Origin of the sequence: Sulfitobacter sp. SH24 (assembly GCF_965641895.1) — a bacterium.
GTDB classification, from domain to species: Bacteria; Pseudomonadota; Alphaproteobacteria; order Rhodobacterales; family Rhodobacteraceae; genus Sulfitobacter; species Sulfitobacter dubius.
In genome coordinates, this window is the sequence record NZ_OZ282575.1 from 2,683,004 (window position 1) to 2,697,004 (window position 14,001).

The 14,001-nt window shown below is 61.3% G+C and carries 16 protein-coding genes; 11 read left to right on the forward strand and 5 right to left on the reverse strand.

Annotation, left to right across the window (positions count from 1 at the left end):
* Positions 1 to 90: 90 nt before the first annotated feature.
* The 3 genes from ACSQ16_RS15790 to arsC are packed head-to-tail and all read left to right on the forward strand — an operon-like array spanning position 91 to position 1,819.
* On the forward strand, positions 91 to 441 hold the full coding sequence (locus ACSQ16_RS15790; protein WP_243262417.1) for a DUF952 domain-containing protein: 351 nt from the start codon (positions 91 to 93) through the stop codon (positions 439 to 441).
* Positions 441 to 1,481: a quinone-dependent dihydroorotate dehydrogenase gene (locus ACSQ16_RS15795; protein ID WP_243262416.1), complete on the forward strand. Its 1,041-nt coding sequence runs from the start codon at positions 441 to 443 to the stop codon at positions 1,479 to 1,481. Before ACSQ16_RS15790 ends, ACSQ16_RS15795 begins: the two co-directional genes overlap by 1 nt.
* Complete coding sequence (gene arsC / locus ACSQ16_RS15800; protein WP_243263125.1) at positions 1,478 to 1,819, forward strand: arsenate reductase (glutaredoxin); 342 nt, start codon at positions 1,478 to 1,480, stop codon at positions 1,817 to 1,819. Before ACSQ16_RS15795 ends, arsC begins: the two co-directional genes overlap by 4 nt.
* Here arsC and ACSQ16_RS15805 read toward each other — a convergent pair.
* From ACSQ16_RS15805 to ACSQ16_RS15815, 3 genes are read right to left on the reverse strand one after another with little or no spacing between them, the layout of a single operon-like run.
* A complete protein-coding gene (locus ACSQ16_RS15805) occupies positions 1,816 to 3,168 on the reverse strand; it encodes an MATE family efflux transporter (protein WP_394805089.1) in 1,353 nt (450 codons plus the stop codon). The two genes, arsC and ACSQ16_RS15805, sit on opposite strands and share 4 nt — an antisense overlap.
* Positions 3,169 to 3,190: 22 nt before the next feature.
* Positions 3,191 to 3,703 carry a PaaI family thioesterase gene (locus ACSQ16_RS15810; protein ID WP_243262415.1) on the reverse strand — a complete coding sequence of 171 codons (513 nt, stop codon included), beginning with the start codon at positions 3,701 to 3,703 and terminating at the stop codon, positions 3,191 to 3,193.
* Positions 3,700 to 4,122 carry a PaaI family thioesterase gene (locus tag ACSQ16_RS15815; protein WP_093926945.1) on the reverse strand — a complete coding sequence of 141 codons (423 nt, stop codon included), beginning with the start codon at positions 4,120 to 4,122 and terminating at the stop codon, positions 3,700 to 3,702. The genes ACSQ16_RS15810 and ACSQ16_RS15815 overlap by 4 nt, the downstream gene beginning before the upstream one ends.
* A 118-nt stretch (positions 4,123 to 4,240) precedes the next feature.
* Here ACSQ16_RS15815 and ACSQ16_RS15820 point away from each other — a divergent pair, with 118 nt between their 5' ends.
* The gene (locus tag ACSQ16_RS15820) at positions 4,241 to 4,621 is read left to right on the forward strand and encodes a MerR family transcriptional regulator (RefSeq protein ID WP_093927263.1); all 381 of its coding nucleotides are present in this window, start codon (positions 4,241 to 4,243) and stop codon (positions 4,619 to 4,621) included.
* A 21-nt stretch (positions 4,622 to 4,642) separates the two neighbouring features.
* Here the strand turns inward: ACSQ16_RS15820 and ACSQ16_RS15825 are convergent, their stop codons facing one another.
* Positions 4,643 to 4,873, reverse strand: a complete 231-nt coding sequence (locus tag ACSQ16_RS15825; protein WP_243262414.1) for a hypothetical protein — start codon at positions 4,871 to 4,873, stop codon at positions 4,643 to 4,645.
* A gap of 100 nt (positions 4,874 to 4,973) precedes the next feature.
* Positions 4,974 to 5,867, reverse strand: coding sequence for a helix-turn-helix transcriptional regulator (locus ACSQ16_RS15830; protein WP_243262413.1), 894 nt, complete (start codon positions 5,865 to 5,867; stop codon positions 4,974 to 4,976).
* A 59-nt stretch (positions 5,868 to 5,926) separates the two neighbouring features.
* Between ACSQ16_RS15830 and ACSQ16_RS15835 the strand changes: the two genes are divergently transcribed.
* The 7 genes from ACSQ16_RS15835 to ACSQ16_RS15865 all read left to right on the forward strand — a co-directional run bounded on the left by ACSQ16_RS15835 (position 5,927) and on the right by ACSQ16_RS15865 (position 13,809).
* The gene (locus ACSQ16_RS15835; RefSeq protein ID WP_093926948.1) at positions 5,927 to 6,328 is read left to right on the forward strand and encodes a MerR family transcriptional regulator; all 402 of its coding nucleotides are present in this window, start codon (positions 5,927 to 5,929) and stop codon (positions 6,326 to 6,328) included.
* Between the two features lie 38 nt (positions 6,329 to 6,366).
* Complete coding sequence (locus tag ACSQ16_RS15840; protein WP_243262412.1) at positions 6,367 to 8,148, forward strand: acyl-CoA dehydrogenase C-terminal domain-containing protein; 1,782 nt, start codon at positions 6,367 to 6,369, stop codon at positions 8,146 to 8,148.
* Between the two features lie 50 nt (positions 8,149 to 8,198).
* Positions 8,199 to 8,411, forward strand: a complete 213-nt coding sequence (locus ACSQ16_RS15845; protein WP_067630099.1) for a hypothetical protein — start codon at positions 8,199 to 8,201, stop codon at positions 8,409 to 8,411.
* A gap of 17 nt (positions 8,412 to 8,428) precedes the next feature.
* Positions 8,429 to 9,580, forward strand: coding sequence for an acyl-CoA dehydrogenase family protein (locus ACSQ16_RS15850; protein WP_243262411.1), 1,152 nt, complete (start codon positions 8,429 to 8,431; stop codon positions 9,578 to 9,580).
* A gap of 135 nt (positions 9,581 to 9,715) precedes the next feature.
* Positions 9,716 to 10,354, forward strand: a complete 639-nt coding sequence (locus ACSQ16_RS15855; protein WP_243262410.1) for a glutathione S-transferase family protein — start codon at positions 9,716 to 9,718, stop codon at positions 10,352 to 10,354.
* 17 nt (positions 10,355 to 10,371) lie between these two features.
* Positions 10,372 to 11,586 (forward strand): acetyl-CoA C-acetyltransferase, encoded by a 1,215-nt coding sequence (locus ACSQ16_RS15860; RefSeq protein WP_243262409.1) that lies wholly within the window; start codon positions 10,372 to 10,374, stop codon positions 11,584 to 11,586.
* A gap of 21 nt (positions 11,587 to 11,607) precedes the next feature.
* Positions 11,608 to 13,809: a 3-hydroxyacyl-CoA dehydrogenase NAD-binding domain-containing protein gene (locus ACSQ16_RS15865; protein WP_243262408.1), complete on the forward strand. Its 2,202-nt coding sequence runs from the start codon at positions 11,608 to 11,610 to the stop codon at positions 13,807 to 13,809.
* Positions 13,810 to 14,001 lie beyond the last annotated feature (192 nt).

Sequence of the window (14,001 nt, forward strand, 5' to 3'; positions counted from 1 at the left end):
CGGCGTCAGGCCTGTGTCAAAGGTCATATCACCTGCCCTATGGTCACCCGCGGGTCTTGACCCCGCCCCGCCCGGCGGGCATCAGAAGTTATGCTGATTTTCAAGATATTCCGCGCCGACGAATGGGCGGCGCTGCGCAAAGTTGGGGCCACCGATGGGGCGCCGATTGATGTCACCGACGGCTATGTACATTTCTCGACCGCCGAACAGGCCGAAGAAACCGCCGCCAAGCATTTCAAGGGCGAGGACGGGCTGTTTCTGCTTGCGGTCGACAGCGACGCCCTCGGCGAGGCGCTGAAGTGGGAGCCGTCACGCGGGGGCGCGCTGTTTCCGCATCTCTACCGCCAGCTGACGCTCGAAGACGTGGTCTGGGCGCAGCCGCTGCCCTTGGTGGATGGCGCGCATGAGTTTCCCGCCGGTCTGGGCGAAGCAAGCGCATGATGGCGCTGCTCGAAAAATTGGGCCTTAGCGCGCTGCACCGGATTGATCCCGAAGCGGCGCATGGTCTGGCAATCCGCGCCTTGCGGGCAGGTCTGGCCCCGGCCCCCGGTCCGCAAACCTCGCCCCGTCTGCATACGACGCTCGCGGGGCTGGACCTGCCGAACCCCGTCGGGCTCGCGGCGGGATTTGACAAGAACGCGACCGCTGTGGCTCCGCTGAGCCGAGCTGGATTTGGCTTTATCGAAGTGGGCGCCGCCACGCCCCTACCCCAACCCGGCAATCCGCGTCCACGCCTGTTTCGCCTGACCGAGGATCGCGCAGCGATCAACCGCTTCGGCTTTAACAACGACGGGATGGAGGCGATCTGCGCCCGCCTGTCGCAGCGCGGCACTGGCGTTCCGGTGGGGCTGAACCTCGGCGCGAACAAGACCAGCCCCGACCGCGCTGCCGACTTCGCCCGGGTGATGACCGCCGCGCGCAATCACGTAGATTTTGCCACGGTGAATGTCTCTTCTCCCAACACCGAGAAGCTGCGCGATCTTCAGGGCAAAGCGGCACTCTCGGCCCTGCTCGAAGGGGTGATGGAAGTGCGCGGTGCCACGCCCGTGTTCCTGAAAATCGCCCCCGATCTCAGCCCCGCCGAAATTGAGGACGTGGCCGAGGTCGCTCAAAATTCTGGCGTCGCTGCCATTATCGCAACCAATACCACACTCGACCGAACCGGCCTTGCCAGCGCCCATGCGAGCGAGACGGGTGGCCTTTCCGGGGCGCCATTGTTTGAGCGCTCGACCCGCGTTCTGGCGCGGCTCGCCGGGCTGACTGACATTCCGCTGATCGGTGTTGGTGGCGTGTCGGACGCCGAAACCGCCTATGCCAAAATCTGCGCGGGTGCCTCGGCGCTGCAACTTTATACGGCGCTGGTGTTCGGCGGCCTTGGGCTGGTGCGCGAGATCACCGGCGGGTTGGAGACACTTTTGGCCCGCGATGGTTTTGCCACTGTGGCCGACGCGGTGGGCAGCAAGCGCGAGGATTGGCTGTGATTACCCTTTGGCATAATCCTCGCTGCTCAAAGTCCCGCAAGACCTTGGCTTTGATCGAAGAGGCTGGCGTGACGGTGAGCCTCCGTCGCTACCTCGAAGACGCGCCGACGCGGGAGGAAATCATTGCCGCCCGCGACGCGCTTGGCCTGATGGCGATTGAGATGATGCGGACCGGCGAGAAGGTTTTTAAAGAGCTGAACCTCACCAGCGACAGCCCCGAAGACGCACTGATCGACGCTATGGCCGTTCATCCCATCCTGATCGAACGCCCTATCGCCTTTACCCAAAGCCGCGCCGTGATTGGCCGCCCACCAGAAGCGGTGAAGGCGCTGCTCTAACCCGCCGCGCGCTCCAAGGCCGGATAGCGCAGCCCGAGTGTGATGCCCCGCACCACGAAGGACACCAAGAGCGAAATCCACAGCCCGTGATTGCCCATACTTGGCACCAGCAGCAGCGCCACGGCGACATAGAACAGGAACGACACCAGCATCATATTGCGCATATCGCGCGAGCGGGTTGCCCCGATAAAAATCCCATCCAGCATATAGGCCGCGCAGCCCAGAACCGGGGCCGCGACCATATAGGGCAGATAGACCCGCGCGAGGTCTTGCACCTGCGGTGCTTTGGCCATCAGATCAATGATCGCCCCGCCGAAAGCGGCAAAAACCACGGCAAGCACTAGACTGACAAGAAGCGCCCAACCCGAGGTCAGCACTGCCCCGCGCCGCAACACCTCGCGCTGGCCCGCACCGTAAGCCCGGCCAATGATCGCCTCGGCGGCAAAGGCAAAACCGTCCAGCCCGTAGGAGGTGATCATCAGGAATTGCAGCAGCACCTGATTGGCCGCCAGCGTCACATCCCCCAAGCCCGACCCCATGAAGAGGAAGGAGACAAAGATCGCCTGCAACAGCAGTGAGCGGATCAGGATGTCGGTATTCACCCGCATCATGCGCGTCCAGCGCGGTCCGTCAAAGACCTGCACCCAATCGCGCCAGGCAGGTTGCGCAAAGGCGGCGCGGCAGAACCACAGCCCCAAGGCCGCCCCGCTCCATTCCGCGAGGAAGGTGGCAATCGCCACGCCCTCGACACCCCAGCCAAGGCCCAGCACGAACCACAGGTCCAGCAAAATGTTCAGCCCGTTCATCCAGATTTGCAGCACCAGCACAGCGCGGCTACGTTCCTGCGCAATGAGCCAGCCAGTGATTGCATAGATCGAGATGGCGGCAGGGGCGGACCAGATGCGGATCGCCATGTACTGCCGTGCCAACCCTTCAACTTCGGCAGAGGCAGGGGCAACCTGAAAGGAAGCCCAGAAGAGCGGCCATTGCAGTGCCATGAGCACCAGCCCCGCGCCCGCGCCGATCAGCAGACCGCGCGTGAGGAGCGCTGCGACCTCGCCCTCTTCGCCATTGCCCGCCGCCTGCGCGGTCAGCCCAACGGTGCCCATCCGCAGAAAGCCGAAAATCCAGTAGAGCGCCGAGAGGATGATCGCACCCAGCCCAACAGCGCCGATTGGTGCCGCTGCCCCTAGCTGCCCCACAACGCCGGTATCAACCGCGCCGAGGATGGGCACGGTGGCGTTGGAAATCACGATCGGCAGGGCAATCTTCAGCACCCGGCGGTGTGTCACCACATCGCGTGCGGCCAGCGTGCCGCGCTTTACCGCGCGCACCTCTGCCTCGGTCAGCGGCTCTGTCTCTGCGCCCGCTTCAGCCACGCCGTTGCGGCATCAGGAAGTGGCCTGTGGCCTGCGCGAAGATACGGGCGCGGTTGTCCTGCCACGCCTCGACATGCACGCTGGCATAGCGCCGCCCCGACCGGTTGATCCGCGCCCGCGCATAGGCATCACGCGGCAGGCCCGAGCGCAGGTAATCAACGGTAAAATCTATCGTCTTGGGCAGCCGGGGCAGATGATCGGCATCCAGACTGTCTAAATCGAGCGCACCGCTTTCCATATCCTCCCAGATCAGTCCCCAGCTTAGGGTAACGATCGCCGTAACCTCAAGAAACGCCGCCGTCGCCCCGCCATGCAGCGCAGGCAGGATCGGGTTGCCGATCAACTGCTCTGAGAAAGGCATGACGCCGGTCAACTCATCGCCGCGACGTTCAAACTCGATGCCCAGAAAGCGGATATAGGGGACGCCTTCGACCATGGCGCGCAGCACCCCGTCACGGCGTTGTTTGACGACCTGAACCGGCTCTGGCTTGCGATGTTTGGTCATTTGTGGCCCTCCACGGTGAAGGTTCCGGTGGCAGTGGCGACAAGGTTCTCGGCGTCCTCATCCGTCGCCGTGGCGCGCACAAAGGCGACCGAGCGAGTGACGTGATAGCAGGTCGCGCGGGTGGTGATCGTTTGGCCCGGCGTGGCCGCGCGCAGATATTCGATCCGCAGGTCCATGGTGGCGGTGGCCGATGGGTTGCTAGGGTGGCTCATCACCGCCGCCCCGCAGCAAGTGTCCATCAGGGCCGAGACCGCCCCGCCGCTGATCACCCCGGTTTTAGGGTCGCCCACCAGTTTGTCGTCATAGGGCATTGTAATCTCGGCAGAGCCGTCGCCCAGCTCCTGCAGCTCCATCCCAAGCGCCATGGAATGGGGCAGCGCCTGAATGAACTGTCGCGCCATTTTCAACTTGTCTGACATGCAGCCCACCCCTTTGCGTCTGGTTTCGACCTTTATCATGGGGGGATGGCGAAAGGGCAAGACCACCTGTTGCGCATCCCCGCGCGTGACCATAGTTTGCCTGAAGGGAGTAGATGCTTTGGACGATGAACGCCTGACATTCAAAGAGATGTGCGCGGCATTTGACGTGACGCCACGCACGTTGCGCTATTACGAATATATCGAATTGCTGCAACCGCACCGCGAAGGGCGCTCTCGGTTCTATGGCCCGCGCGAACGCGCCCGGATGAAGCTAATCCTGCGGGGCCGCAAGTTCGGCTTTGCGTTAGAGGACATCCGTCAGTGGCTTTTGATCTATGAAAAAGAGGGCACCGAGGCGCAGATGCGGGCTTGGGTCACCATGGCTGACGGGCAGTTGGAAGAGTTGGCCGAGCAGCGCCAACAACTCGACGAGGCGATGACCGAATTACAAAAGCTACGCGATGACACCGCTGCTGCAATCGAACCGGGCAAAGGTTAACCCCCGCCCCCGTTCGACGGATCAGTGGCTGCCGCGCTGCGATAGCTCTGCGATGATCATTTGCAGATCAGCAGCTATGCGGATGAGGTCTGACACCGTATCAGGGCTCGCCTCTCCGGCCAGATCAAATGCGCTATTCTCAATGGCTTCTGACGCAGCTTTCAGGTCGGTGACAACACGCGCACGCGTTTTCGCATCAGAACCGTTCTTGGCCCCGTTGCCTGAGCCTTTATTATTTTGATTTTCTGACATGCCTCTTACCTTTTTAGGTCAAGCGCCCGCACTTAAAGGCTGCCCCCATCGGGGTCACGTCACGCAGTCACGCCACAATGCGGCATGTTATGCCCTTACTTCAGGGTGCCGCGTCTTTCGGGCGCCGCAGCAACCCCGTCCCCAAGCCTCGAATGGCGGCAGTGGTGCGGTCATTCACATCAAGTTTGGAGAAAATCCGCCGCACAATCGTGTCGACGGTATGAGGTGAAATCCCAAGTATCTCGGCAATGACACCGTTGCTTTTGCCGGTGGCGATCCATTCCAATACCTCAACCTCGCGCGGGGAGAGCCCAAAATTACGGGGCGATTGGCTTTCCGCCAATACGCAATAGCGCAGATGTGCGATCTGGGCGGCGCAAAGCAGCTTATACAGCGCACTCGGCGATAGTCGCGCCTGTTTAGCGGCAAACCCCAAGCCCACCACGGCAGAATCCCCACCCGGACCGTGGACCTTCAGTGAAATGCCGCCATTTGGATGGCGCCGCAGAAGCCCTTCCATATAGAGCGTCTCGCTGCGAGTCAGACGCGCCTCTCTGACAACGTCATACCAATAGACCGGCAGCACCTGTTTTCGGACCATGGCTCCCAGCGGGCTATCGCGCAGTCTCTCAATATCCAGAAACTGAGAATGCCATTGAGGTTCTTCCGCACCTGTGGGCGCAAAGCGGTAAAGGATCGCGGGCGCGCCTGCGCTATCACCATGATAACTTACCAAATCGATCCCATGCAGTTGGTAGTAGGCCAGTCCGCAGGCCAGTAGGGTCGCGGCGGTCTTTGCTTCGTGGCAGCCGTGAACCAGTTCATCCAGCGTTTTGGGGTTGTGCTGACTGAGGTCTATCATCTCCCGTCCACTCCCATGCCCAAGCGCCGTGGTGCGGATAACACTGCCCCCGCCGCCTTTGTCAAACCCACTTGTAAATGCTTCGCCCGTAAAGTGACGCAACGTATCGCTTACGTCAACGTCAGCTTCCATTGTATCAAAAGTGCCAGTCCCCACCTGAAGTCCAGAAATGACCATCGGAGAGTGATGAGATGACCGCCGACACACTGACCATCCGCCAGATGTGCGACGCCTATGAGGTGACCCCCCGCACCCTGCGGTTCTATGAAGCGAAAGAGCTGCTCTTCCCGCTGCGGGAAGGTCAGAAACGTCTGTTCACCAAAAGCGATCGCGCCCGGCTTAAGCTAATCCTGCGCGGCAAACGCTTTGGGTTCAGTCTCGAAGAAATCCGCCAGTTGCTTGATCTGTACCACATGGGCGACCAACAGCAGACTCAAATCGCCGCCGCCTATGACGTGGCCCGCGCCCGGCTGGCCGATCTGGAATCGCGCCGTGAAGAGCTGAACGAAGCAATCGAAGACCTTAAAGATCAGTTGAAATGGGGGGAAAAGATGATCGCCTCCATGAACCAACCGCGCCGCGCCGCTGAATAAATTCCGACATCCATAAAAAGACCATCCGGAGAGCCTAGATGCCCAGCTACACAGCCCCCACCAAAGACCTGCAATTCGTCCTGCATGACGTGCTGAAAGTCACCGAAAGCAAGACCCCCGGTTATGAAGATCTGGAGCCTGATTTCACCTCCGCCATTCTAGAAGAAGCAGGCAAGCTGACCTCTGAGGTGCTGGCACCGCTGAACGCCGTGGGCGACAAAGAAGGCTGCCGTTTGGAGAATGGCGTGGTCTATACGCCCAAAGGGTTCAAGGAAGCCTTTGAAAAAGTGAAAGAAGGCGGCTGGACGGGCCTCGACATGCCCGAAGAATACGGCGGGCAAAATATGCCCTATGTCCTCGGCACCGCCGTGGGCGAGATGTTCTCGGCGGCGAACCAAGCCTTCACCATGTACCAAGGTCTGACCCACGGCGCGGCCTCGGCGATCCTTGCCCATGGCACTGACGCGCAGAAGGACACCTACCTACCCAAGATGGTCTCCTGCGAATGGACCGGCACCATGAACCTGACCGAGCCGCATTGCGGCACCGATCTGGGCCTGATGCGCACCAAAGCGGCCCCCCAAGACGACGGCAGCTACAAAATCTCCGGCCAGAAAATTTTCATCTCCTCGGGTGAACACGACATGGCCGACAACATCATCCATCTGGTGCTGGCCAAGATCGAAGGCGGCCCCGAAGGCATCAAAGGCGTGTCGCTCTTCATCGTGCCCAAATTCATGGTGAACGAAGACGGCTCCTTGGGTGAGCGCAACGGCGTCTCGGTCGGCTCCATCGAAGAGAAGATGGGCATCCACGGCAACTCCACCTGCGTGATGAACTACGACGGTGCCACCGGCTATCTGCTGGGGACCGAGCACAAGGGCATGCGCGCCATGTTCACCATGATGAACGAAGCCCGCGTCGGCGTCGGCATGCAGGGTTTGGCGCAGGCCGAAGTCGCCTACCAAAATGCCGTGATCTACGCCAATGACCGTCTGCAGGGCCGCGCCGTGACCGGTGCCGAGGCGCCCGAAAAAGCGGCTGACCCGCTGATCGTCCACCCCGACATCCGCCGCTCGCTGATGGATCAGAAAAGCTTCGTCGAAGCCGCCCGTGCCTTCATCCTCTGGGGTGCCACCATGATCGACGCCGCCCACCGCGCCGAGGATAAAGACGCCGACGGCCTCGTCTCGCTGCTGACCCCCGTCATCAAAGGCTTCCTGACCGACCAAGGCTACGACATGACTGTGAAGGCCCAGCAGGTCTACGGCGGCCACGGCTACATCGAAGAATGGGGCATGTCCCAGTTCACCCGCGATGCCCGCATTGCGCAGATCTACGAAGGCGCCAACGGCGTTCAGGCGCTCGACCTCGTGGGCCGCAAACTGGCGCAGGACGGCGGCAAGCATGTGATGGCGTTCTTCGATCTGGTCAAAGGCTTCATCAAGGACAACGCCGGTCAGGATGCCGAGTTCGACGCAGCCTTCCTCGACCCGCTAAAGGCGGCCAGCAAAGACCTGCAATTTGCGGGCATGTACTTCATGCAGAACGGCATGAAGAACCCCAACCACGCGCTCGCAGGCTCCAACGACTTCATGCACATGTTCGGCCATGTCTGCCTTGGCCTGATGTGGGCCAAGATGGGTCTGGCGGCGAAAGAGGCGTTGAAGAACGGCAGCGGCGACGCCACGTTCTATGAGACGAAGCTGGCCACTGGGCGCTACTATATGGCACGGCAGCTGCCCGCCACGGCGCTGCACCTGACCCGCATCCAATCGGGCGCGGATACTGTCATGGCGCTGGAGGCCGCAAACTTCTAAAACGGGTGGTGGGGGCCTGTCCCCCACCCTGCCCAACACCCGGAGAGACCATGCCCAAACGCTTCCGCCTGACCCGCCGCTTCCCCGTCGCCATGACCGAAGAAGGCTACCGCAGGCTCAAGAAGTTCAGCACGGATGCAGGTCTCGATGAAGGGGAAGCACTGTCATTCCTGTTCGAGAATTTCAACTCGGTCATGAACGAAGAAAACCTGACCGCGCGGCTACGCCTGTTCAATGCCGAACTGGAAAGCCGCAAACGCTGAACCCTGGGGAGGGGCGGATGACGCAAGGCAAGACATCCAGTTGGATGACCGACGAACACCAGATGATCGCCGATATGACGGCGCAGTTCATCAACGCCGAATGGGCGCCCAAGTTCGAGAAATGGCGCAAGCAAGGTCAGATGGACCGCGAGACTTGGGCACAGGCGGGTGAACTCGGCCTGCTCTGCCCCTCGGTGCCCGAAGAATACGGCGGTGCCGGCGGTGATTTCGGCCACGAAGCCGCCATCCTGATCGAAGGCTCGCGCGCCAACCTCGCCTCTTGGGGCCACGGCATCCACTCGGGCATCGTGGCGCATTACATCCTCGCCTATGGCACCGAAGACCAGAAGAAACGCTGGCTGCCCAAGATGGTCTCGGGCGAGCTGGTCGGCGCGCTGGCGATGACCGAACCCTCCACCGGATCGGACGTGCAGCGCATCAAAACCAAGGCGATCCGCGACGGCAACGCCTATAAGCTGTCGGGCCAAAAGACCTTCATCACCAACGGCCAGCACGCCAATCTGATTATCGTCGCGGCCAAGACCGACCCCAAGGAAGGCTCCAAAGGCGTCTCGCTCGTTGTCGTCGAAACCGACGGCGCGCAGGGTTTCCAGCGCGGCCGCAACCTTGACAAGATCGGCCTTCACGCCGCCGACACCTCGGAACTGTTCTTCGACAATGTCGAAATTCCACCAGAAAACATCCTCGGCCAAGACGAAGGCCAAGGCTTCTACCAGATGATGCAACAACTCCCGCAAGAGCGCCTGATCATCGGCTGCGGTGCGGTCGGCGCCATGGAAGGTGCAGTAGCGCGCACGATTCAATACTGCAAAGAACGCGAAGCCTTCGGCGGCCCGCTGACACAGTTTCAGAACACCCGCTTTCAACTGGCCGAAGTGAAAACCAAGACTGCCGTATCGCGTGCTTTCCTCGACGAATGCATCAGCGAACACCTGCGCGGCGAGTTGACCGTCGATAAGGCCGCGATGCAGAAATACTGGCTCACCGACACCCAAGGCGAAGTGCTCGATGCCTGTTTGCAACTGCACGGCGGCTACGGCTTCATGCAAGAATATGCCGTCGGTGAAATGTGGGCCGACGCGCGGGTGCAACGGATCTATGGTGGCACCAATGAAATCATGAAGGAACTGATCGCGCGCAGCCTTTGACCGCGCGCGTGCCGAAAGCGCAGCGCAGAGGTATTTAAGAAAGGATGAAGATAAGGCCCACTCTGCCCCCCTTCATCCTTTTACAAATACCGTCCGAAGGTGCAGCGGGCGATGACATTTGAGGAGGAGTGACACGTGACCATTCAACTTTATTGCTTTGGCGAATCCGGCAACGCCTATAAGGCGGCGCTTGCGCTTGAACTTTCGGGTCTGGACTGGGAGCCGGTGAAGGTCGACTTCTTCGGCGGCCAGACGCGGCAGCCGGACTACCGCGAACAGATCAACAATATGGGCGAAGCGCCGGTGATGATCGACGGTGATCTGCGGCTCACGCAATCGGGTGTCATTCAGGATTACGTGGCGGAAAAGTCAGGCAAATTCGGCGGCCGCGACGCGACGGAACGCCGTGAAATCCTGCGGTGGGTGCTATGGGATAACCACAAGCTCAGCTCCGTTGCAGGGATGACCCGTTTCTTGATGAACTTCTTGCCCGAAGACAAACGGCCCGCCGAAGTCATTGGGTTCAACCAAGGCCGGCTCAAAGCGGCCTACGCCGTGCTGAACGACCATCTCGACAGCCGCGATTGGATTGTGGGCGACGACCTAACAAACGCGGACCTAAGCTGCTGTGGGTATCTCTATTACCCCGAGCCCTTTGGCTTTGACCGCAGCGACTGGCCCCATATCGACGCGTGGCTCACGCGTCTGAGCGAAACACCGGGCTGGAAAGCCCCATACGACCTGATGCCCGGCAGCCCTGCTGACCGCGCTTGATCCCAGAGGACATGAACATGACCCAAGACGTTTACATCTACGACGCCCTGCGCACCCCCCGCGGCAAGGGCCGCAAGGACGGCGCTTTGCACGAGGTCACCTCGCTGCGGCTGTCGGCATTGACCCTGAATGCCCTGAAAGAGCGCAACAATCTGGAAGGTCACGCCGTTGAGGATGTGATTTGGGGCAACGTGACCCAAGTCATGGAACAGGGCGGCTGTCTGGCGCGCTCGGCGGTGCTGGCGTCCGACCTGGACGAGCGCATCCCCGGCCTTGCGATCAACCGTTTCTGTGCGAGCGGAATGGAGGCCGTGAACTTGGCCGCCAACCAAGTCAAAGGCGGCGCGGGCAATGGCTATATCGCCGGCGGTGTCGAGATGATGGGCCGTGTGGCGATGGGGGCCGATGGCGCTGCGATTGCCGTGGACCCGACGCTGGCGATGGAAAAGTACTTCGTCCCGCAGGGTATTTCGGCCGATATCATTGCCACCGAGTTCGGTTTCACCCGTGACGAGGCCGACCAACTGGCCATGCGGTCCCAGCAGCGCGCGGCGCGGGCTTGGGAAGAAGGCCGCTTTGACAAATCCGTGATCACCGTGCGCGACCAGAACGGCCTCGCGATCCTTGATCGTGACGAATACATGCGCCCGCAGACCGACATGCAGTCGCTTGGCGGCCTGAACCCGGCGTTCCAGCAGATGGGTGAGGTCATGCCCGGCTTCGACAAGGTCGCGCTGATGAAATATCCCCATCTGGAGCGGATCAACCACATCCACCACGCGGGCAACTCGTCGGGCATCGTCGACGGCGCCGCCGCAGTCCTGATCGGTAACAAGGAGTTCGGCGAGCAGCACGGGCTGAAGCCCCGCGCCCGCATCCGCGCCACCGCCAAGATCGGCACCGATCCCACCATCATGCTAACCGGTCCCGTTCCAGTGACCGAGAAGATCCTTAAGGACAACGGCATGACCATCGGCGACATCGATCTGTTTGAGGTCAACGAAGCCTTTGCCGCCGTGGTCCTGCGCTTCATGCAGGCCTTTGATGTGGACGACAGCAAGGTGAACGTAAACGGCGGCGGCATCGCTATGGGCCACCCGCTCGGCGCCACCGGGGCGATGATCATCGGCATTCTGCTCGATGAGATGGAGCGCGCCGACAAGGAAGTGGGGCTCGCCACGCTCTGCATCGCCTCCGGCATGGGTGCCGCCACCATCATCGAGCGCGTGTAAGCCGCGTAAGGGAGCAAGAGAATGACCGATTTTACTTTGAACAAAGACGCCGACGGCATCGCCACGATCACATGGGACGTGCCGGGCAAAAGCATGAACGTGATGTCCTTTGACGGGCTGCGCGATCTGGAAAAGCATATCGAAGACGCGCTGGCCGATGACGCCGTGAAGGGCATCGTGATCACCTCGGGCAAGGAAGGGTCATTTGCCGGAGGGATGGACCTGAACCTGCTGGCCAAGATGAAGGAAGACGCAGGCGACGATCCGGCCAAGGGTCTGTTCGAGGGCACGATGCAGATGCACGCTCTGCTGCGCAAGATCGAGCGCGCGGGCATGGACCCCAAGACCAACAAGGGCGGCAAGCCCGTGGCTTGTGTGATCCCCGGCACCGCCGCGGGCATTGGTTTGGAACTGCCGCTGGCGACGCATCGCACCTTTGCGGCGGACAACCCCAAGGCGCGGATCGGCCTGCCGGAAATCCTTGTGGGCATCTTCCCCGGGGCCGGTGGCACCACGCGGATGGTGCGCAAGCTAGGTGCCATGGCGGCCTCGCCCTTCCTCTTGGAAGGCAAAATGGTCGCCCCTGCCGCCGCGCAAAAGGCTGGGATCGTTGATGAGGTCAGCGAAGACCCGATGGCCGCAGCGCGCGACTGGGTGCTGAACGCCAAGGATGCCGATCTGGTGAAGCCGTGGGATGCTAAGGGTTATAAAATGCCCGGTGGCGCGCCTTATCATCCGGCGGGTTTCATGACCTTCGTCGGCGCCAATGCGATGGTCAACGGCAAGACACAGGGTGTCTATCCTGCGGCCAAAGCACTGCTTTCGGCAGTCTATGAAGGCGCGCTGGTGCCTTTCGACACGGCTCTGAAAATCGAGGCGCGCTGGTTCACCAATGTGCTGATGAACCCCTCCTCAGGCAATATGATCCGCTCGCTTTTCCTCAACAAAGAAGCGCTTGAGAAAGGTGCCGTGCGCCCCGAAGGCGTGCCGGACCAGCGTGTCAGGAAGCTGGGCGTTCTGGGTGCAGGCATGATGGGTGCGGGCATCACCTTGGTTTCGGTGCAGGCGGGCATTGAGGTTGTGCTGATCGACCAGACGCAGGAAGCCGCCGACAAGGGCAAGGCCTATTCCGCGAGCTATTTCGACAAGGGCATCGCCCGGAAGAAATCGACGGAGGAGAAGAAAGAGGCCGCGCTGAACCTGATCACTGCGACCACCGATCTGGACGCGCTGAAGGGCTGCGACCTGATCATCGAGGCGGTCTTTGAAGACCCCAAGGTCAAGGCCGAGATGACCCAGAAGGTCGAAGCGGTGATCCCCGAGGATTGCATCTTTGCCTCCAACACCTCGACCCTGCCCATCACCGATCTGGCGAAGGCGTCGAGCCGTCAGGAGCAGTTCATCGGCATTCACTTCTTCTCGCCCGTTGAGAAGATGCTGCTGGTGGAGATCATTAAAGGCAAGGAAACCGGCGACCGGGCCGTGGCCAAGGCGCTCGACTACGTGCGCCAGATCCGCAAGACGCCGATCGTGGTCAACGACGCGCGCTTCTTCTATGCCAACCGCTGCATTATTCCCTACATCAACGAAGGTGTGCGGATGGTGCAGGAGGGTGTCGAGCCTGCGCTGATCGAGAATGCAGCGAAACTCGTCGGCATGCCGCTCGGCCCGCTGCAGTTGATGGATGAGACCTCGATCGACCTGGGCGCCAAGATCGCCCGGGCGACCAAGGCGGCGATGGGGGCAGACTATCCCAACGACGATATCGACCCGCTGGTTTTCTGGATGGAGGCCGAGGGCCGTCTGGGCCGCAAGGCCAACGCCGGTTTCTACAGCTATGACGCTAAGGGCAAGCGCGAGGGTCTGTGGCAGGGCATGGGGGATGAGTACCCCGTGGCCGAGGAACAGCCCGATCTGATCGAAGTGCAGCACCGTTTGCTGTTCTCGCAGACCTTGGAAGCCGTGCGCGCGCTGGAAGAAGGCGTGTTGATGGACATCCGCGAGGGTGACGTCGGCGCGATCCTTGGCTGGGGCTTTGCGCCTTGGTCCGGTGGCCCGCTGAGCTGGCTTGATATGATCGGCGCGCCCTATGCGGCGGAGCGCTGTGATCAGTTGACCGAAAAGTTTGGTGAGCGGTTTGCTTGCCCTGAACTTCTGCGCGAGATGGCACAGAAGAACCAGAGTTTTTACGGTCGGTTCAACCCGGACGCCAAGGCGGCGTAAGGGAAAGGGGCGCTTCGGCGCCCCTTTTTTATTGCCACGCGGGCCATCGCCTGCCCTCGGGTCGGCGACCCGACGGGGCCTTATACCACTTTATATCTCAACCATAATGTGCGCTTTCACTGTCGCACCCAGCCTCACCAAATCGCCTACCCGGGGGCGGGCAGGCGATGGCCTGACGCCTGCGGCTTGTCC